This is a genomic window from Pseudomonas sp. NPDC088885 (genome assembly GCF_044750025.1).
Lineage (GTDB): Bacteria > Pseudomonadota > Gammaproteobacteria > Pseudomonadales > Pseudomonadaceae > Aquipseudomonas > Aquipseudomonas rustica.
The window spans coordinates 1-20,328 of sequence record NZ_JBIVJB010000086.1; the positions used below are offsets into that span (position 1 = coordinate 1).

Below are 20,328 nucleotides of genomic sequence, written 5' to 3' on the forward strand. Positions count from 1 at the left end.
GACCTCTAAATCAGCTTGCGCTATGCAGTTGGGTTTTGATCTCCAACACTTCACCCTGCCAAGGGTTGGCATTTTCTTTGGATTGAATAAGGGCCGCCCGTCTCGCGTCAGACGCTCGACAAATCCTGGGACAGCGGTGAGTTCTTATTCGAATTCGTGGTCAAAGGCCTAGTTACAGACCAATTCCATTTGGTGCGGAAAGTTGGAAGGCACCGACACCTGGGTGTCTTGGAAGCCTAACGACTCACTCGACACCCGACTTCCTGCTCGCCTCCTTAATAAAGGCTGAACAGTGCCGGGAATTCAGTGCGGGCGATTGTAGATAGGTAGCGCCCTATACACCATGTCTTATCCCGAAATAATTTTTATCCGTTCGAGCAACAATCCATCGCCATTTTTGCAAAAGTTCCACATGTTATCGAAATCGATTCTCAACAAAAACACCAAAAATTGTAGGTCTACACGCCTCAGTTCAGACAGCTCTGATGGCTTTTTCCCACGTCGATATCAGCGTAAAGCCCGATAACACAAGGGCTCTGGCCATTTGCCAGAGCGTGTTAAAACTGCCTGTTCGAGCGTTTGTGCTTAAAAGCAGAAAATTGCCGAAACAGACCAATGTTTTTGTGTAACAAGAGGCCAATCCAGCCCCTCGCGAAGCCCTGCGACACACCGCGTGTGACAACATGTCGCACACCTGTCGCACCCTCCGTTGCCGTTCGTCACGGTGTTTTCACAAAGTCTCTGAAATGCAAAACGCCCCGATTTACTGATCCGCAAATCGAGGCGTTTTCTGTATCGGCTTGCTTGCCGAATAGTTGACTCAGCGCAGTGCCTTGCGGTTACGCGAGGTCAGCAGCGGCACCAGAATCACCACCAGCACGAACGCCACCAGCGCCCATTGCGCCAGCGACAGGCCGAGGATCGGCGGGTACGGCGTCGAGCAGAAACCGTCGACCTGAAAGCCCAGCGGGAAGATCTTCGCCAGCGGCAGATCATCGACAATCGGCTGCAGCACATCGATGCCACAGCTCACTGCCGGATAGAACTGCGTGTACACGTGGTGCCCGGCGACGGCAGCGCCAGCCAGCGCGCAAATCACCACCAGCACTTCGAACACGGTGATGCTGCGACGCGTGCGCATGGCCGCGCCAATGAACGCGAAGATCGCAATTAGCAGCAACGCGTAACGCTGCAAGATGCACAGCGGGCATGGCGCTTCACCGAGCACGATCTGCATGTACAGCGCCCCACCGATCAGCGCCAGGCAGATGATGCCCAACAGCACCAGAAAGCGCCGCTCACGTCCCAACCGCATTGTTTCCTCGCTCATCGCGTTTCCCTTGTATGTCCATGGTTCAGCCGGCGTGCGGCTGAAAGTTGTCGCAAGTCTACACCGGGGGAATAAACGATAAAGCGGTTAAGGATTCATTAACCTTGGATCATGTTTCACAAATACATGACCGCATAACGGCCTTCGCGAGCAGGCTCGCTCCCACATTGGATCTGCGTCGAACACAAATCCTGTGGGAGCGAGCCTGCTCGCGAAGCAGACGACTCGGTCTAAAGGGTTACTCCAAAGCCGAAGCCGGCCCGAAGAACTCGTAACGGCTCTGCTGCTCCGGCACGCCCAGTGCTTTCAGGTGACGCTTGATCGCGCCCATGAACCCCTTCGGCCCAAGGAAGTAAGCGTCGACATCGCGCTGTTCCGGCAACCACTCGCCCAATTGCTCCAGGCTCAACATGCCGACCTTGTCCGCCGCCGGGCTAACGCCATCGTCTTCGGCGTAGCAGTAGAAACGCTTGAGCTGCGGATGACGCGCCGCCAAGCCATCGACCCAATCGCGGAACGCATGCACGCCGCCATTGCGCGCGCAGTGGATAAAGTGCACCGGACGCTCGGTTTCCAGCGCCGCTTCGAGCATCGCCAATGTTGGCGTAATACCCACACCGCCACTGATCAGCACCAGCGGTTTATCGCTGGCCGTCAGGGTGAACTCGCCCGATGGCGGGAACAGCTGAATGCTCGCGCCGACGTGCAGTTGATCGTGCAAGTGATTCGACGCACGACCACCCGGTTCACGTTTAACGCTGATGCGGTACTGACCTTTATTAGCCAGCGCCGACAGCGAGTAGTTGCGGCGGATTTCTTCGCCATCGAGGATCAACTTCATGCCGATGTACTGACCCGGTTCGGCCGCCAGAATCGGGCCTTTATCGGCAGGTTCGAAGTAGAACGAGATAATTTCCGCGCTCTCTTCAACTTTGGCCGCGACGATAAAGTCGCGCGCCCCACGCCAGCCGCCGACCGCGTGTTCTTTCTCGTCGTAGATGGCTGTTTCTGCACCGATCAGAATGCCGGCCAGTTGACCGTACGCCGCGCCCCACGCGCTCATCACTTCCGGGGTGGCGATTTCGTCACCGAGCACTTCAGAGATCGCCCGCAACAGGCAGGTACCGACAATCGGGTAGTGCTCCGGCAGAATCTGCAGGGCCACGTGCTTGTTGATGATTTTCGCCACCAGATCGCCCAACTGATCGAGTTGATCAATGTGGCGGGCGTACATCAAAACACCGTTGGCCAGAGCACGCGGTTGATCGCCGCTGGCCTGGTGCGCCTGATTAAACAGAGGGCGTACTTCCGGGTATTCAGAGAGCATCATGCGATAGAAGTGGGTGATCAGCGCTTCCCCGCCGCTTTCCAGCAGAGGCACGGTGGATTTGACGATGGCACGATCCTGGACGCTAAGCATAAGAGTGACTCCTGAGCTTTTTGAAAAAGTTATCTGAGTCATATCAGTTTCCGTGCCAACTTTTTAATTCATATAAATCAATTACTTGAGAAATTCGTAGTCATAACGACTCAAACGGTTTTATAGTCATCGCGACTACATCTTGTCTCTTTGACTACACGACCATGACCGCCAAATCCCTGCTCACCGCTTTACTGCCATTAGTCTCCGACCTATCGCGCGAACTGCCCGAGGGCGAGCGTTATCGACGCTTGCTCGAAGCCATGCGCGCCCTGCTGCCGTGCGATGCCGCCGCGTTGTTGCGCCTCGACGGTGAATCGCTGGTGCCGCTGGCAGTCGATGGTTTGAGTACCGACACCCTTGGCCGCCGTTTTAAGGTCAGCGAACATCCGCGTTTCGAAATTTTACTGGCCGGTGCCGGGCCAACGCGTTTCGCCGCCGACAGCGACTTGCCCGATCCTTATGACGGTTTGGTCGATGGGCTCGACGAACATCTGGAAGTCCACGACTGCCTCGGCTGCCCGCTGTTTGTCGATGAAAAACTCTGGGGGCTGATCACCCTCGACGCGCTCGATCCGGAACGTTTCGAGCCGATCGAACTGGACGCCCTGCAAGCGTTCGCCAGTCTGGCCTCGGCCACGGTCAACGCGGCCGAGCGCATCGAACGACTGGCAATTCGCGCGGAGGACGAGCATCAGCGCGCCGAGGTTTACCGTCAGGCCAGCGGTCAGCAGAACCGCGAAATGATCGGCCAGAGCAAAGCGCTTAAACGCTTGGTGGAAGAGATCAATCTGGTCGGCGGCAGTGATCTGACAGTGATGATCACTGGCGAAACAGGAGTCGGCAAAGAGCTGGTGGCGCAAGCGATCCACGCCGCCTCCCCGCGCGCCGACAAACCGATCATCAGCCTCAACTGCGCCGCGCTGCCGGACACCTTGGTGGAAAGCGAACTGTTCGGCCATGTCCGCGGCGCGTTCACCGGCGCCACCAGCGACCGTCGCGGCAAGTTTGAACTGGCCAATGGCGGCACGCTGTTTCTCGATGAAGTGGGTGAACTGTCGCTGACGGTGCAGGCCAAGTTGTTGCGGGTGTTGCAGAGCGGGCAGTTGCAGCGTTTGGGCTCGGATAAAGAGCATCAAGTTGATGTGCGTTTGATCGCCGCGACCAACCGCGATTTGGCCGAGGAAGTACGCAGCGGTCGCTATCGTGCCGACTTCTATCACCGTATGAGTGTGTACCCGTTGCGCGTGCCGGCGCTGCGTGATCGTGGGCGTGATGTGTTGTTGCTCAGCGGTTTCTTTCTGGAGCAGAACCGTTCGCGCATGGGCCTTAATAGCCTGCGTCTGAACAGCGATGCGCAGGAAGCGCTGCTCGCTTATACCTGGCCCGGCAACGTGCGCGAGCTGGAGCATTTGATTGGGCGCAGTGCGTTGAAGGCGTTGGGTAACTGCAAAGTGCGGCCGAAGATTCTGAGTTTGAGTGCAGCGGATCTGGATTTGCCGCGTGAGGTTGTGGATAACTCTGCCGCCGCGGCTGCCGATGTTGTAGCGACGGCGCCGTTGATTAACGGTGATTTGCGCAGTGCGACTGAGGAGTATCAGCGGCGGTTGATCAGTGCGGCACTGGAGCGGAATCAGGATAACTGGGCGAGTGCGGCGCGGGAGCTGGGGCTGGATCGGGCGAATCTTGGGCGGATGGCGAAGCGGTTGGGTATGAAGGGCTAGAAGCACACCCTCACCCTAGCCCTCTCCCACTGGGAGAGGGGACTGATTGGGGGATATTGGCGATGTCCGCCGACGTGAACCTGCTTTACCGAATCCATAATCGACTCGGTCGGTCAGGTCGATGTAAAACGCCAGACACCTCGGTCGGCCCCCTCTCCCTCTGGGAGAGGGCTGGGGTGAGGGGCTCTGATCTGACCGCAGACTCTGAATCCAACCCCAACCCGACAACTGACCTAAAGCCCCACCCCTTAACGCCGATAACCCGGCATCAATAGTTCCTGGCGATCCCCACCCTCGCCCACCACCTTTTTCCACAGAAGGTTTATATGTCTTCCACCAAAGCCCGCGCAGATTCACTTTCGCTTCTGCTGTTTACCTTGCGCAGCGGCAAGCTGATGGCGATCAACCTGCTGAAAGTCAGTGAAATCATCCCCTGCCCGCCACTGACCAAACTCCCGGAATCACATCCTCACGTCAAAGGCATCGCCACCCTGCGCGGTAATTCGCTGTCGGTGATCGATCTCAGCCGCGCGATAGGCGAACGACCGCTGGAAGACCCGGACGGCGGCTGCCTGATTGTCACCGACGTCAGCCGTTCCAAGCAGGGCCTGCACGTGCAAGCCGTGAGCAAAATCGTCCACTGCCTGACCACCGACATCAAACCCCCACCGTTCGGCTCCGGCGGCCCGCGCGCGTACATCACTGGCGTGACCTCGGTGGACGGCACGCTGGTGCAAGTGCTCGACATCGAAAAAGTCATCCACAGCATCGCCCCGGCGCAGATCGAAATGGCGCCGACCGACCTGACCATGGAAGACGCCGAAGTCCTCGGCAACGCACGGATTCTGGTGGTCGACGACAGCCAGGTCGCGCTGCAACAATCGGTGCACACCCTGCGTAACCTCGGCCTGCAATGCCACACTGCGCGCAGCGCCAAGGAAGCCATCGACTGCCTGCTCGACCTGCAAGGCACGGCGCAACAGATCAACCTGATCGTCTCCGACATCGAAATGTCCGAAATGGACGGCTACGCCTTCACCCGCACCCTGCGCGAGACCCCGGACTTCGCCCACCTCTACGTGCTGCTGCACACCTCGCTCGACAGCGCGATGAACAGCGAAAAAGCGCGGCTGGCCGGAGCGAATGCGGTGTTGACCAAATTCTCCTCGCCGGAACTGACCCAGCGTTTGATCGAAGCGGCCAAGCACGTCGCTGCGCACGGGCATTGAGTGTTGAGCGAGACGTATTGTTTTCTGATGCGGCGCGACTTGGCTGAAGTCGTGCCGGCTGTGCAATGGCCGTCAGGCATCGAGATTTCCGTTTACCGCGCAGAACTGGCGCCAGCGGTGCATAACCTGATGCAACTCGGTTACCGCGAGGGCGGCGGCCGGGTGCCGATGCTCGATGAATGGCAGCAACGCTTTGAGCGCGATCCGGAATATGACCCGACCTTGTGCTTTATTGCCTGCGATGCCGAAGGGGTTGTCGGTGTGGCGCAGTGCTGGACGAGTGCCTATATCAAGAATCTGGTGGTGCACCCTCGGGCGCAGGGCCGAGGATTGGGCCGGGCGTTGCTGCTGAATGCGTTCAAGGTGTTTCAGCAACGCCGTGAAGGGTTTGTTGATTTGAAGGTGCTGGAAGACAACCGGCGCGCGCAGCGCTTGTATGATAATGCCGGGATGGTTGTAGTCCGCCGAGAGATTGTGCCGGACTGAACTACCGCTTTCGCGAGCAAGTCCGCTCCCACATTTGGAATGCATTTCAAATTGTGGGAGCGGGCTTGCTCGCGAAGAGGCCAGCACCGGCAACTTCCCTCTCTGGGCAGACTCCAACCTTGGCCACCCACACCAAGGACGCCCAATCATGAAAGCCCTCACCCTCAGCCTCCTCTGCCTCACCGCCCTAGCCTCCCAGGCCCAAGCCTCAAGCCCCGACGCCTGGGCTGCCTACGATAAAACCGTCCTCGCCAGCTGCACCAAAGCCAGCGGTCTCAAAACCCCAAAACCCGTGGGCAGCCCCGCGCAATTCGATGACCGCGTCGGCTACACCGCCGTTCTGCTGCAAGGCACCTACCCGCAAAAACACATGAAAGGCCAGCAAGGCACCGAGCTGTGCCTCTACAACAAGCAGTCGAAAACCGCGTTCATCACCGAGTGGGACTCGATCCGCCCGCCCGCCAAAACCCAGTGAGTGGCGCACAACTTGCTTCGATTCAGGTCAGCGCGGTGGTTTTCCGTCACCGTTTAATGCCCTGAATCGCGACTGGCCGTTCAATGAATACAACGTTTTCCTGCGTAGGCTGCGGCAAATGCTGCACCGACCACCACGTCCCCCTGACCCTGGCCGAGGCCCGCATGTGGGCGGCGGACGGTGGTCAAGTGATCGTGTTGGTCGAGGCCTTTCTCGGCAACGGACTCGGCTTGCCAACGCAGCAACGCGAGCACGCCGAACGTCGCTCGGCGGTGGTACGCAGCGGCGCGACCGCTGCGCACGTGGCAATCACCTTCGCCGCGTACAACGTCGGGCCTTGCCGGAATCTTGACGAAGACATGCTCTGCCGCATCTACGAACGTCGACCGTTGGTGTGCCGCATTTATCCGGCGGAAATCAACCCTCATATCCCACTCAATCCCGCCGCCAAAGATTGCCCGCCAGAGTCCTGGGAACAAGGGCCGGCGTTGATTGTGGGCGGTGAGTTGGTGGATCAGGAACTGGTCGAATTGATCCAGCGCTCACGCCAGGCGGATCGCGATGACATTCGGCTCAAGGATGCCATTTGCGCGACGCTGGGGATTCGTACCACGGCGTTGAAGGGCGACGGCTTTACCGCGTATCTGCCCAATATGGACGCGTTTGCGTCGGTGATTGATCAAGTGATCAAGCAACCGCTGAACACGGCGCAGAGTGAATGGTTGTTTCATGTGTCCGGGGAGGACATTGCCGGGCAAGTGCTGGCGGCCGGGGCTCAGGTGGTGACAGAGCCGGCGCAGACGTATGCGTTTATTTCGTTGCGGGCGGCTTGATTCGAGAGTTGTGCTGAGGCTAATGGCCTCTTCGCGGGCAAGCCTTGCTCCTACGGGGTTGTAGGGTGTTCATACAATTTGTGTACGACACAAAACCTGTAGGAGCCGAGCTTGCTCGCGAAGAGGCCCGCCAGATCAAGCAAATCTGAATCAGCGCTTACCCATCGACCGACGCGTACCCGGCGGAGCCATGCCCGGGGTTTTGGTGTGGCCGTTCTTGGCGCCGTTCTTGTACCACGGCTGATTCGAATCCTTGCCAGCCGCCAATTCGCCGGGCTTGAACGGGAACTTGAACGCCGGGATCGCAGGCTTGGTTTCGCTGACGTCGGTCAGATCGGCCGGGACATCGCTGATAGCGTCGTCAACCGGCGGTTGGGTCGGGGAAGTCATGAAAGCTCCGGAAAGCAAAAAGTCGGGCCCGAACAGTGAGCCGCGAAGGCGCGCAGTATACCTGCACGCTCCGCGTCGGCACCTGAAGATTTGCGCCGTTCGCCGGATGGTTTACAGGTAAGTGATGGTGACCACCGAACAGTCACCAGTCCCAAATCGGGAACGATCAGTCCTTTTTTGGGACTGCTCGCTGGCGGGCCGATGAAAACGTCACGTCTATAGCCCGTCGGTGGCCACCCTGACGCCTTCGCGAGCAAGCCCGCTCCCACAATTGGAACGCATCCCCCTGTGGGAGCGGGCTTGCTCGCGAAGAACGATGACGCGGTAGGCCTGCAGATCAGGTCTGCGGATCAACCCGATCCAGTGCCCGGTTTACCGCCAATTCGGCAAGCATGACGATCTGCTGGATGGCCAACGCCGTGCTGCGTTGCGGGCGGCTGAGCTGATCGGCGAAATCGCCGGCCATCACGTTGGCTGAGGCAAGGGATTCGCAGGCGTGAGCGAGGAGGCTTTCGGTGTCGATGTTCGGGTGGACGAGGAACATCGTGCTCGGCAGGCGCGGTTTTATAGGGTCGGGGCTGAGGTAGAAATCGAGGGCGCGTTTGATGGCTTCGCGGTTTTTGATCTGGTCGTCGGCGCGGATGGCGTCTTCGAGGGGGGTTGTTGTTTCGAGCGGGGGATCGGGTACGGGCTTAGTCATGGAAACTCTCTTATCAAATGATATGAAGCCATCACTTGTCGTTTCTCACGCGACGAGAGGTGGCAGCTATGTGCGGAGTGAGAAACCGGTAAGAGAGCAACCCGGCCGAACCGAAGTCCGCCCGCACACAGCCGCCATAACGTATTGCCGGCAGCAGATGAGCTGGCGGCGATTATGGTCGTACTCGTGTTTGATTAAAACATCTCAACGGATTCTCACACCCGATCGCCGAGTTTTCGGCGACAAGCCAAGACTAAAGAGCGCGCGTCCGACGGACAACCTGAAAACCTTGTGGGAAGGTTCCGGTGAAATTACACAAAACTAAACAGCCAAAAAGCAAACCCTCACCCTAGCCCTCTCCCAGAGGGAGAGGGGACTGATCGAGGTGTGTGGGCGAGGTACGCCGACGTGGGATACCGAGTCGAACTTAAGCTTCAACACCTGAATCAAGAGCCCCTCACCCTAGCCCTCTCCCGGAGGGAGAGGGGACTGATTGCGTGGACTGGGAGAGATGCGCCGACGTGGGATACCGGGTCGAACACACATTCTGAAAAGCCCAAAAATCGGCCCCCTCTCCCTCGGGAGAGGGCTGGGGTGAGGGGCAGCAACAACACAAATCAAAAGCCAGCCACGCCCCGCTCTTCACCACTCAATAGGCCGAGTGTCAGCTCGCCTGATCTTGATCTTGATCCACGGGCGACGTCGGCAGGCTGAGTGGAGGGATTGATCCGGGGGTGGGAGCGCAGCGACCGTTTGGCGCAGCCAAACACAGCGAGAGGAGGTGCAGCGAAGCAAACCGTAGGCGCTGCGCCCGGATCGATCCCGGAGCGAAGGAACCCCGAGCCCCAGCGAGCGGGCCGCACGTAGGAGCAAGCCTTTTTGGTTACTTTTTCGGCGTCTGGAAAAAGTGACCCGCCGTAAGGGCGGAACCGTAATCAGCAGCACCCGCAGCAACGGATATGTACACACGAAACTGACAGCGCTGTCAGCCAGCCGTCATCCTCCTGACCCCCAAACAAGTTTATAACTACCCAACCTGCCCAAACTCCATACCCTTGGCGCCCGACCCGCATGCGAATCCAAAAGAACAAAGCCCTGCTCGCCACCCTATTGATCGTCCTCGCAGGCGCAGGTCTGTGGTACGCCCTGAAACCCGCCCCGACCAAACTCGCCACCCCCACAGCAATCCCCGTGCGAGTCATAGCGGTCAGCGAAAAAGACGTCCCCCGCTACACCAGCGGTATCGGCTCCGTACTCTCATTACACAGCGTGGTCGTGCGCCCACAAATAGACGGCATCCTCACCAAAATCCTCGTCAAAGAAGGCCAACTCGTCAAAACAGGCGACCTGCTGGCCACCATCGACGACCGCTCCATCCGCGCCAGCCTCGACCAGGCCCGCGCGCAACTGGGCGAAAGCCAGGCACAACTGCAAGTCGCCCTGGTCAACCTCAAACGCTACAAACTGCTCACCGTCGACGACGGCATCTCGAAACAGACCTACGACCAACAACAAGCCCTGGTCAACCAATTGAAGGCCACCGCCCAAGGCAACCAGGCCTCCATCGATTCCGCGCAGGTACAACTTTCCTACACGCAGATCCGCTCCCCGGTCACCGGCCGCGTCGGTATTCGTACAGTCGATGAAGGCAACTTCCTGCGCATGACCGACACCGCCGGCCTGTTCACCGTCACCCAGATCGACCCGATCGCCGTCGAGTTCTCCCTGCCCCAGCAAATGCTGCCGACCCTGCAAGGCCTGATCAACGATCCACAGCGCGCACAGGTCAAGGCCTACATCGGCGCCGACACCGATGGTGAAACCGGCAACCTGCTCGGCGAAGGTCACCTGACCCTGATCGACAACCAGATCAACGCCAACACCGGTACCATCCGCGCCAAGGCCGAATTCGACAACGCCAGTCAGAAGCTCTGGCCCGGTCTGCTGGTCACGGTAAAAATTCAGACAGCCCTCGACAAAGATGCGCTGGTCGTCCCGCCCACTGTCGTACAACGTGGTCTCGACCAACACTTCGTTTACCGCGTGAATGGCGACAAGGTTGAAGCCGTGCAAGTGCAGATGGTTTACCAAGGCAGCGGTCAGGACATCATCAAAGGCGTGAGGGCCGGTGACGTGCTGGTCACCGACGGCCAGTCGCGGCTCAAACCCGGTTCCACCGTGCAAGTCATGACCGAACCGGCGCAGGTGGTGCAAACGGAGCCGAAACCATGAAGGCGCACAAGGGCGTCTCCACGTGGTGCATCGATCACCCAGTCGCCACAATCCTGCTGACCATCGCTTTGGTGCTGGTCGGTTTGATTGCCTTCCCGCGCCTGCCCATCGCCCCACTGCCGGAAGCGGAATTTCCTACGATTCAGGTTTCCGCGCAGTTGCCCGGCGCCAGCCCCGACACCATGGCCTCGTCCGTGGCCACGCCGCTGGAGGTGCAATTCAGTGCCATCCCCGGCATGACCCAGATGACCTCCAGCAGTGCGCTGGGCTCAAGCCTGCTGACCCTGCAATTCACCCTCGATAAAAGCATCGACACCGCTGCGCAAGAAGTCCAAGCGGCGATCAATACCGCCGCCGGCAAGCTGCCCAAGGACATGCCGACGCTGCCAACCTGGAAGAAGGTCAACCCGGCCGACAGCCCGGTGCTGATCCTCAGCGTCAGCTCGACACAAATGCCCGGCACCGAACTCAGCGACCTGGTGGAAACCCTGCTCTCGCGTCAGATCAGCCAGATCGACGGCGTAGGCCAAATCAACATCACCGGTCAGCAACGTCCGGCTATCCGCGTGCAAGCATCGGCGGACAAACTGGCGGCGATTGGCCTCACCCTCGCCGACATTCGTCTGGCGATCCAGCAGACCAGCCTCAACCTCGCCAAAGGTGCGCTGTACGGCGAATCGAGCATCTCGACGCTGTCGACCAACGACCAGTTGTTCCACCCCGAGGACTACAGCCAACTCATCGTTTCCTACAAGGATGGCGCCCCGGTTCACCTGCGCGATGTCGCCAAAGTCGTCAACGGTTCGGAAGATGCCTACGTGCAAGCGTGGGCCGGTGATCAACCCGGTGTGAACCTGGTGATCTCGCGCCAGCCCGGCGCCAACATCGTTGAAACCGTTGACCGCATTCAAGCCGCCCTGCCCGGCCTCGAAGCGATGCTGCCGGCCTCGGTGCAAGTGAAAACCCTGATCGACCGCACCCAGACCATTCGCGCCTCACTGCATGAGGTCGAAATCACCCTGTTGATCGCGATCATGCTGGTGGTCGCGGTGATGGCGCTGTTCCTGCGCCAGCTGTCGGCGACCCTGATCGTGTCGGCAGTGCTCGGCGTGTCGCTGATCGCCAGTTTCGCCTTGATGTACATCCTCGGCTTCAGCCTGAACAACCTGACGCTGGTGGCGATCGTGGTGGCAGTGGGGTTTGTGGTCGACGATGCGATCGTGGTGGTGGAGAACATCCACCGCCATCTGGAGGCCGGCGATGACATGCGCGAAGCGGCGATCAAGGGCGCCGGCGAGATCGGCTTCACCGTGGTCTCGATCAGTTTCTCGCTGGTGGCGGCGTTTATTCCGTTGCTGTTCATGGGCGGTGTGGTCGGGCGGCTGTTCAAGGAATTCGCCCTGACCGCGACCTCGACCATCATGATTTCCGTGGTGGTTTCGCTGACCCTGGCGCCGACGCTGGCCGCGCTGTTCATGCGCAAACCGGTGCACCACGCCCACGACAAACCGGGTTTCAGCGAACGCCTGCTCGGCTGGTACGAACGAGGCCTGCGCCGCGCCCTCGCCCATCAGACATTGATGATCGGCGTGTTCGGTTTGTCGCTGGCGCTGGCCATCGGCGGTTACATCTTTATCCCGAAAGGTTTCTTCCCGGTGCAGGACACCGGTTTCGTCCTCGGCACCACCGAAGCGGCTGCGGATATTTCCTACGGCGACATGGTGAAAAAACACTTGGCCATGGCCGAAATCGTCGCCGCCGATCCGGCCGTGCAGGCGTTTTCCCATTCGGTGGGTGTCTCCGGCAGCAACCAGACCATCGCCAACGGCCGCTTCTGGATCGCCCTGAAAAAACGCGGCGACCGCGACGTCAGCGCCAGCCAGTTCATCGACCGCATCCGCCCGCAACTGATGAAAGTCCCCGGCATCGTGCTGTACCTGCGCGCAGGCCAGGATATCAACCTCAGCTCCGGCCCGAGCCGCGCGCAGTACCAATACGTACTCAAGAGTAACGACGGCGCGACCCTCGCCACATGGACGCAACGCCTGACGGAAAAACTGCGCAGCAACCCTGCGTTCCGCGACATTTCCAACGATCTGCAACTGGGCGGCAGCATCACCCACATCAGCATCGACCGCAGCGCCGCCGCGCGTTTCGGCCTGACCGCCAGCGATGTCGACGAGGCGCTGTACGACGCCTTCGGTCAAAGGCAGATCAATGAATTTCAGACCCAGGTCAACCAGTACAACGTGATTCTGGAGCTGGACACCAAGCAGCGCGGCAAGGCCGAAAGCCTCAACTATTTCTACCTGCGCTCACCGCTGAGTGGCGAGATGGTGCCGCTGTCAGCGCTGGCCAAATTCGATGCGCCGACCATTGGCCCGTTGTCGATTGCCCACGACGGCATGTTCCCCGCCGCCAACCTGTCGTTCAACCTCGCGCCCGGCGTGGCCTTGGGTGATGCGGTAATTCTGCTCAATCAGGCCAAGGCCGAGATCGGTATGCCGACGGCGATCAGCGGCAATTTTCAGGGTGCGGCGCAGGCGTTCCAGAGTTCGCTGGCCAGTCAGCCGTGGCTGATTCTCGCGGCGCTGGTGGCGGTGTACATCATTCTTGGCGTGCTTTATGAAAGCTTCGTGCACCCGCTGACGATCATTTCGACGCTGCCGGCGGCAGGTTTGGGCGCGGTGATCATGCTGTGGATCTGCGGCCAGGACTTTTCGATCATGGCCTTGATCGGTCTGGTGTTGCTGATCGGTATCGTCAAGAAGAACGGCATCCTGATGATCGACTTCGCGCTGGAGGCGCAGCGCCATCGCGGCTTGTCGCCGCAGGATGCAATTTTCGAGGCGTGTATCACGCGGTTCCGGCCGATCATCATGACCACCCTCGCCGCCCTGCTCGGCGCGCTGCCGCTGATGCTCGGTTACGGCACCGGCGCCGAATTGCGCCAGCCGTTAGGCATCGCCGTAGTCGGCGGTTTGCTGGTCAGCCAGATGCTGACGCTGTTCACCACGCCGGTCATATACTTGTGGCTCGAGCGACTTTTCCATAGACCCAAACCTGCGCCCCAGCCGGCGTTGGCGACCACAGACTGAGGCAGGGTCATGCGCGTTCTGATTATCGAAGACGAGGAAAAAACCGCGGACTATTTGCACCGCGGTCTGACGGAACAGGGTTACACCGTGGATCTGGCCCGCGACGGCGTCGAGGGTCTGCATCTGGCGCTGGAAAGCGACTACGCGGTGATCGTCCTCGACGTCATGTTGCCGGGCCTCGATGGCTTCGGCGTACTGCGCGCATTGCGGGCGCGCAAGCAAACCCCGGTGATCATGCTCACCGCCCGTGAGCGGGTTGAAGATCGCATCCGAGGCTTGCGCGACGGTGCCGACGATTACCTCGGCAAACCGTTTTCCTTCCTCGAACTGGTCGCACGCTTGCAAGCGCTGACCCGGCGCAGTGGCGGCCATGAACCGGTGCAAGTGAGCATCGCCGACTTGTGGATAGATTTGATCAGCCGCAAGGCGACCCGCGCCGGTACGCGACTGGATCTGACCGCCAAGGAATTTTCGCTGCTGAGCGTCCTCGCCCGCCGGCAAGGTGAAATCCTTTCGAAAACCGCCATCGCCGAAATGGTCTGGGACATCAATTTCGACAGCGACGCCAACGTCGTCGAAGTCGCAATCAAGCGCCTGCGTGCCAAGCTCGACGGGCCGTTCGACGAGAAACTGCTGCACACCATTCGCGGCATGGGTTATGTGCTGGAGAGCCGTGGTGTCCAGTAATTCGATTGCCCTGCGCCTGAGTGGCATGTTCACGCTGGTGGCGTTGCTGGTGTTTCTGTTGATCGGCGGCGCGTTGTATCAACAGGTCGATAAGGGCTTGGGATTACTCCCGGAAGCCGAGCTGGATGCGCGTTACAGCGTGCTCGAATCCACGGTCGGCCGCTTCGGTACGCCCGAGCACTGGGTGAAGATCAACAACAAACTCAAGCTGCTCGGCGAAGAAGACAAGCGCATCAGTTTCTGGATCAGCAGCGGCGATCCGCAATACGAATACGGCAACCTCACGCCGCAGATCCGCGAGATCACCAATGGCCCTTTGGGCACGCGCGATCTGCAATTGCCGGGGCAACCTTATCCACTGAAAGTGCTGGTGAGCGAGTTTCCGGCCAAGGATCAACGCCCGCCGCTGCGCTTTATGATCGGCATCGATACCGATACGTTTCATGAGACTCAGCACAACCTGTTGATCGCGTTGATCGGGCTGGCGATTGTCGGTGTGTTGATGGCTTCGGCGCTGGGTTATTGGGTGGCGCGGATTGGTTTGAAGCCGTTGATCAAACTCTCTCACGAAGCACAGCGACTGGCACCGCCGCTCAGGGCTGGGCGCTTGCGTTTGTCGCCGCTGCCACCGGAACTGGAGCAGTTTGTCGACTCGTTCAACTCGACACTGGAGCGGGTGGAGCTGGCCTATTCGCGGCTGGAATCGTTCAACGCTGACGTCGCTCATGAGTTGCGTTCGCCGCTGACCAATCTGATCGGCCAGACCCAAGTGGCGCTGACCCGTGGGCGCTCTGCCGAACATTATTTCGAAGTGCTGCAATCCAATCTGGAAGAACTGGAACGGTTGCGTTCGATCATTAACGACATGTTGTTTCTGGCCAGTGCGGATCAGGGTAATAAGGCGACCAAACTGACGTCGACTTCGCTGGCGGATGAAGTGGCGACGACTCTCGAATATTTGGATTTCATTCTTGAAGATGCGCAGGTTCAGGTGCAGGTCAGCGGTGATGCGCTGGTGCAGATTGAAGTCGCGCATTTGCGGCGGGCGTTGATCAATTTGCTGAGTAATGCGGTACAGCATACCGAGGCGGGTCAGGTGATTGAGGTGCGGATTGAGGTTGAAGAACATCAGGTGAGTATTGGTGTGGCCAATCCGGGATCGCCGATTGCCAGTGAGCATTTGCCGCGATTGTTCGAGCGGTTTTATCGGGTGGATGCGTCGCGCAGTAACAGCGGCAATAACCATGGGTTGGGATTGGCGATCGTCAAGGCGATTGCGCTGATGCATGGTGGGGATGTGTTTGTGCGCAGTGATCGGGGGATGAATACTTTCGGGATTTATCTGCCGGTTTAAAGCGGATCAAAAGATCGCAGCCTTCGGCAGCTCCTACAAGTGACGATCGTTCCCACGCTCTGCGTGGGAATGTATCCAGTGACGCTCTGCGTCACAGGGACGCGGAGCGTCCCTGGCGGCATTCCCACGCAGAGCGTGGGAACGATCAACCGGTGATCACCCTGCCGAAGGGGGTGATCTTTGCTTTTGCTGTAACAGTCATTTATGAAAATCGCGCTGTTTCCCATCGCTCGGCAACCTTATCTTTGCCCGCACCAAACAGCACACTCGCCAAGCGAGAAGGTTTTCAAGATGTCCAACAGTATGGGTATTGCCAGCGCTTTCGTTTTGTCCTCATTGATCCTGTCGCCGATGGCGATGGCTGAAGAATCCCACGCGTTCGTGGCGCAGAATTCTGCCCGCGCTCAAGCGTATGACCAGCATCAGGCAGAAATGATGGCCAAGGCCAAAGACGCGACGCAGGCCCCTCAGGCTGCAACTTCCCAGGCTCAATCGCTGGAAAAAGACAGCTGAGTCGCGCACCGCTCCGTTTCCCTCGACGCGGTTGTTTGGCTCTTCCCGTTCAACCGTCGTCATTCCAGGCCGCTGCCTTTCAGCGGCCTTTTTTCGTTGTGGTCTGAAAGCCGTTTGGTTCGTCTGTAACAACAAGAAACATCGAGCGCCTCAAAATACAGAGGCGCCAGTTGACCCAAGGAGCTCCATTGCACGTGCGTTACCCAGTCCGCTTCACTCCGCTGTTCATTGCAATTGCCGCAACGATTGCCCCCGCCGTTCACGCCGACGAGCCTGCGAAAGAAGGTTTCATCGAAGGCTCAAGCCTCAACCTCAACGCCCGCAACTACTACATGAATCGCAACCGCTTGCAGCAGGCGGACGACAACATTGAGTGGGGCCAAGGGTTTCTCGGGATCTTCCAGTCGGGTTACACCGAAGGCACGGTCGGTTTCGGCATCGATGCCCACGCCATGCTCGGTCTGAAACTCGACGGCGGTGGCGGCACGGACGGCTCAAGCATCCTGCCGATCAGCGATGGCAACGGCAAAGCGCCGGGCTCGTTCTCGACGGCGGGCGGTACGTTGAAAATGCGCGCGTTCGATACCGAGTTGAAGGCCGGTGACCTGTTTCTCACCAACCCGGTGATCGCGGGCGGTGACACGCGCATGCTGCCGCAGACGTTTCGCGGTATCAGTCTGAGCAACCACAGCTTCGACGGCTGGTTGATCGAGGGCGGTCAGGCCAGTTTCACCAAGCCGTACAACCAGAGTGGTCACACACGCATCGGCACCTCTTACGGGACGTTGGCCGAGGGCGACGAAAGCCAGCATCTGAACTGGGCTGGCGTGGCGTGGAGCGGTGTCGAGGGTTTGACCAGCAGCCTGTACGCGTCCGAACTCAAGGACATCTGGAACCAGTACTACTACGACCTGGATTACACCTGGCAGTTGAACGATCTGGTCAGCCTCAACCCCGGCCTGCACTTCTATCACACGCAAGACACCGGCGATGCGCTGCTCGGCGACATCGACAACAACACCTACAGCCTGCATTTCACCGTCGGTATTGGCAGCCACAGCGTTACGGCGGCGTATCAGCGGGTCAACGGCAATACGCCGTTCGACTACATCAGTCAGGGCGACAGCGTTTATCTGGACAACTCGCAGCAGTACTCGGACTTCAACGGCCCGAACGAACGCTCGTGGAAGCTCAAGTACGCCTATGACTTTGCCGGAGTGGGTTATCCGGGGCTGACGTCGGCAATGTCGTACTCGCGCGGGACGGTGGATTTGACCAAGGTTGATCCGGACAGCCAGGGTTACTCGAACTGGTACAGCGCCGAGGGTCGCAATGCCAAGCATTGGGAACGCGATATCGATTTGAAGTACGTGGTGCAGAGTGGCCAGGCCAAAGATCTGGCGCTACGCCTGCAATGGGCGACCAACCGCGGTGGCAATGGTTACGGCGCGATTGATACCGACACCGACGAATACCGCGTGATCATCGACTACCCGATCAACGTCTTCTAAGCTCAGCTGCGATCTGATACAAATTTTGATTGAAATGGTTTTTGTGGCGAGGGGATTTATCCCCGATGGGCTGCGAAGCGGCCCCAAAAAAGGGTCTGCTACGCAGCCCAACGGGGATAAATCCCCTCGCCACAGTAGATCTGTTTTAGTGCTCTCCCCCGCAGTGTTTGTGCGGCTACGCTTATAAGATTCTCCAACCGACAATCCCACCATGATCGCGAGCCGTACCCCTCCCGTTTCGGGCAAGACCGGACGCCCCGAGCTGCTGCTGATCTGCGGCAGTTTGCTCAGCGTGATCGCGATTTTAGCCATCGTCACTTTTCTGCTGATCCGCGAGCACGCCAACGCTCGGCAATCCGCCACCCGCAGTGCGACCACCATCGCCCAGTTGATCGACGCCGATGTGCTGCGTACCGTCGAACTCTACGACCTGTCCCTGCAAGGTTTGATTGCCGCCGCCCAGCGCGATGATCTGCAAAACGTGTCGCCGGAAATCCGCCATCTGGCGCTGTTCGACCGCTCCACCACTGCGCGTTTCAAGGGCGATATTCTGCTGCTCGACAAGCACGGCGATGTTCTTGCTGACTCCTCAAGAGTCGAGCCGAAACCGGGCAACTTCGCCGACCGCGATTACTTCCTCGCCCACGCCTTCAACCGCGATGTCGGCATGTTCATCAGCAGGCCGTTCAAGACCCGTTGCGACTGCGACGAAGCCAATCAATGGCGTATCAGTTTCAGCCGACGCATTTCCTCGGACACCGGCGAATTCGTCGGGGTCGCGGTGGCGTCGATGAAGCTCGACTATTTCGATCAACTGTTCAAAAGCCTCGACATCGGCAAGGGCAGCACGCTGAACATCATCGACGACGACGGGGTGCTGCTGGCGCAGAAGCCCTATCTGCAAAGCGACTCGATCGGCAAAAGCTTCGGCAACCGGCCCAATGTCATCCGGATTTTGCGCGACAAGGATGGCAAGGGCAGTTTCAGCAGCACGTCGAGCATGGATCATCAGCAGCGCCTCTACACCTATTCGCGGGTGGGCAATTTACCGCTGACGGTGATGGTCGCGCTGTCCAGCGATGAGGTGTTTGCGACGTGGCGGCGTACGGCGATGTTGATCAGTGGCGCCACTGGTGCGCTCTGCGTGGGATTGCTCTGGCTGACCTGGCTGCTCGCCCGTGAACTGCGCCGACGTCAGCGCGCTGAACGTGAACTGGCGCAACTGGCCGCCACCGATGCGCTGACCGGTGTCGCCAATCGTCGGATGCTTGATCAATCGCTGCGTCACGAGTGGTTCCGCGCGCAGCGTTCGGGCAAGCCGATGTCGGTGATGATGATCGATGCCGACCATTTCAAGGCGTTCAACGACCAGCATGGGCATCAGGCCGGGGATCAGGCGTTGAAGGCGTTGGCCAAGGTGATTACGGACAATGTGCGGCGACCGGCGGATCTGGTGGCGCGGTATGGCGGCGAAGAGTTTTCGGTGATTCTGGCTGAGACTGACAGCCAGGGCGCGCAGCAGATTGCCGAGCATATTCGGCAGGCGGTGGAGCAGTTGCCGTGGGTTGCAGGGGCTGATCGGCCGATGACGGTGAGTATCGGCATTGCGACGTGGACGGCGGCGAGTGAGATGACGCTGGAGCAGTTGCTGTTTGTGGCGGACAAGGCGTTGTATCAGGCCAAGGAAGGTGGGCGTAATCGAGTGGTGGTGGCTGCCTGATCGTTTTGCGGTGGCTGTGATGGCTTCTTCGCGAGCAAGCCCGCTCCCACATTTGAAGTGCATTCCCCTGTGGGAGCGGGCTTGCTCGCGAAGGCGCCGGATCAGACAACACAAAAACAACAGGCATAAAAAAAGGCCATCCGAGGATGGCCTTCAAAAAACTAGAGAGGTTTTTTACTTACACCGCCGCAACCGGGCGCATGTAAGAGATTGGTGCGGTGCTGGCGTCATCGAACGTCACCACTTCCCAAGCATCTGTTTGCTCAATCAACTTGCGCAACAGCTGGTTGTTCAGTGCATGACCGGACTTGAAGCCTTTGAACTCACCAATCAGGCTGTTACCCAAAAGGTACAGATCGCCAATTGCATCGAGGATCTTGTGCTTCACGAATTCGTCTTCATAGCGAAGGCCGTCTTCGTTCAACACGCCATCGGCATCGACCACGATTGCGTTTTCAACGCTGCCGCCGAGTGCGAGGTTGTGCTTGCGCAGGTACTCGATATCACTCATGAAACCAAAGGTACGGGCGCGGCTAACTTCTTTTACGAACGAAGTGCTGGAAAAATCCACGCTTGCACTTTGGGTGCGGTCCCGGAAAACCGGGTGATCGAAATCGATCTCGAAG

General features: G+C 59.1%; 17 protein-coding genes. 12 read left to right on the forward strand and 5 right to left on the reverse strand.

The features are described 5' to 3' along the window. Window positions 1-820: 820 nt before the first annotated feature. Window positions 821-1,330 carry a disulfide bond formation protein B gene (locus ACIP1X_RS23235; RefSeq protein ID WP_053123590.1) on the reverse strand — a complete coding sequence of 170 codons (510 nt, stop codon included), beginning with the start codon at window positions 1,328-1,330 and terminating at the stop codon, window positions 821-823. Between the two features lie 238 nt (window positions 1,331-1,568). Beyond that, window positions 1,569-2,750, reverse strand: coding sequence for an NO-inducible flavohemoprotein (hmpA, locus tag ACIP1X_RS23240; RefSeq protein ID WP_400755324.1), 1,182 nt, complete (start codon window positions 2,748-2,750; stop codon window positions 1,569-1,571). A gap of 164 nt (window positions 2,751-2,914) precedes the next feature. Here hmpA and norR point away from each other — a divergent pair, with 164 nt between their 5' ends. From norR to ACIP1X_RS23265, 5 genes are all read left to right on the forward strand, one after another. Further along, entirely contained in the window at window positions 2,915-4,474 is a 1,560-nt protein-coding gene (gene norR / locus ACIP1X_RS23245; protein WP_400755326.1) for a nitric oxide reductase transcriptional regulator NorR, read from the forward strand. Window positions 4,475-4,800: 326 nt separating this feature from the next. Then, window positions 4,801-5,703 carry a chemotaxis protein CheV gene (locus tag ACIP1X_RS23250; protein WP_053123596.1) on the forward strand — a complete coding sequence of 301 codons (903 nt, stop codon included), beginning with the start codon at window positions 4,801-4,803 and terminating at the stop codon, window positions 5,701-5,703. Window positions 5,704-5,730: 27 nt separating this feature from the next. After that, window positions 5,731-6,189, forward strand: coding sequence for a GNAT family N-acetyltransferase (locus ACIP1X_RS23255; protein WP_400755327.1), 459 nt, complete (start codon window positions 5,731-5,733; stop codon window positions 6,187-6,189). A 148-nt stretch (window positions 6,190-6,337) separates the two neighbouring features. After that, a complete protein-coding gene (locus ACIP1X_RS23260; protein WP_400651801.1) occupies window positions 6,338-6,664 on the forward strand; it encodes a hypothetical protein in 327 nt (108 codons plus the stop codon). Between the two features lie 83 nt (window positions 6,665-6,747). Further along, window positions 6,748-7,497 (forward strand): YkgJ family cysteine cluster protein, encoded by a 750-nt coding sequence (locus tag ACIP1X_RS23265; RefSeq protein ID WP_400755329.1) that lies wholly within the window; start codon window positions 6,748-6,750, stop codon window positions 7,495-7,497. A gap of 150 nt (window positions 7,498-7,647) precedes the next feature. Here the strand turns inward: ACIP1X_RS23265 and ACIP1X_RS23270 are convergent, their stop codons facing one another. Together ACIP1X_RS23270 and ACIP1X_RS23275 are read right to left on the reverse strand one after the other, a co-directional pair. Next, the gene (locus tag ACIP1X_RS23270) at window positions 7,648-7,887 is read right to left on the reverse strand and encodes a hypothetical protein (protein ID WP_053123604.1); all 240 of its coding nucleotides are present in this window, start codon (window positions 7,885-7,887) and stop codon (window positions 7,648-7,650) included. Window positions 7,888-8,224: 337 nt separating this feature from the next. Beyond that, window positions 8,225-8,587 carry a DUF6124 family protein gene (locus ACIP1X_RS23275; protein WP_212548775.1) on the reverse strand — a complete coding sequence of 121 codons (363 nt, stop codon included), beginning with the start codon at window positions 8,585-8,587 and terminating at the stop codon, window positions 8,225-8,227. 1,071 nt (window positions 8,588-9,658) lie between these two features. On the opposite strand from ACIP1X_RS23275, the gene ACIP1X_RS23280 reads away from it, so the two are divergent. The 7 genes from ACIP1X_RS23280 (at window position 9,659) to ACIP1X_RS23310 (ending at window position 19,702) form a co-directional block, all read left to right on the forward strand. Next, a complete protein-coding gene (locus ACIP1X_RS23280) occupies window positions 9,659-10,819 on the forward strand; it encodes an efflux RND transporter periplasmic adaptor subunit (protein WP_400755331.1) in 1,161 nt (386 codons plus the stop codon). Further along, window positions 10,816-13,917 (forward strand): multidrug efflux RND transporter permease subunit, encoded by a 3,102-nt coding sequence (locus ACIP1X_RS23285; protein WP_400755333.1) that lies wholly within the window; start codon window positions 10,816-10,818, stop codon window positions 13,915-13,917. The genes ACIP1X_RS23280 and ACIP1X_RS23285 overlap by 4 nt, the downstream gene beginning before the upstream one ends. A gap of 9 nt (window positions 13,918-13,926) precedes the next feature. After that, the gene (locus tag ACIP1X_RS23290) at window positions 13,927-14,604 is read left to right on the forward strand and encodes a heavy metal response regulator transcription factor (protein WP_003228008.1); all 678 of its coding nucleotides are present in this window, start codon (window positions 13,927-13,929) and stop codon (window positions 14,602-14,604) included. After that, window positions 14,594-15,958 carry a heavy metal sensor histidine kinase gene (locus ACIP1X_RS23295; RefSeq protein WP_053123619.1) on the forward strand — a complete coding sequence of 455 codons (1,365 nt, stop codon included), beginning with the start codon at window positions 14,594-14,596 and terminating at the stop codon, window positions 15,956-15,958. Before ACIP1X_RS23290 ends, ACIP1X_RS23295 begins: the two co-directional genes overlap by 11 nt. A 291-nt stretch (window positions 15,959-16,249) precedes the next feature. Continuing rightward, window positions 16,250-16,471: a hypothetical protein gene (locus ACIP1X_RS23300; RefSeq protein ID WP_053123621.1), complete on the forward strand. Its 222-nt coding sequence runs from the start codon at window positions 16,250-16,252 to the stop codon at window positions 16,469-16,471. Between the two features lie 194 nt (window positions 16,472-16,665). Further along, on the forward strand, window positions 16,666-17,982 hold the full coding sequence (locus tag ACIP1X_RS23305) for an OprD family porin (RefSeq protein WP_400755335.1): 1,317 nt from the start codon (window positions 16,666-16,668) through the stop codon (window positions 17,980-17,982). Window positions 17,983-18,193: 211 nt separating this feature from the next. Further along, on the forward strand, window positions 18,194-19,702 hold the full coding sequence (locus ACIP1X_RS23310; protein ID WP_400755337.1) for a diguanylate cyclase: 1,509 nt from the start codon (window positions 18,194-18,196) through the stop codon (window positions 19,700-19,702). Window positions 19,703-19,880: 178 nt separating this feature from the next. Here ACIP1X_RS23310 and lpxC read toward each other — a convergent pair. Continuing rightward, the coding region (gene lpxC, locus ACIP1X_RS23315) for a UDP-3-O-acyl-N-acetylglucosamine deacetylase (protein ID WP_400755339.1) at window positions 19,881-20,328 on the reverse strand (448 nt) is incomplete at its 5' end.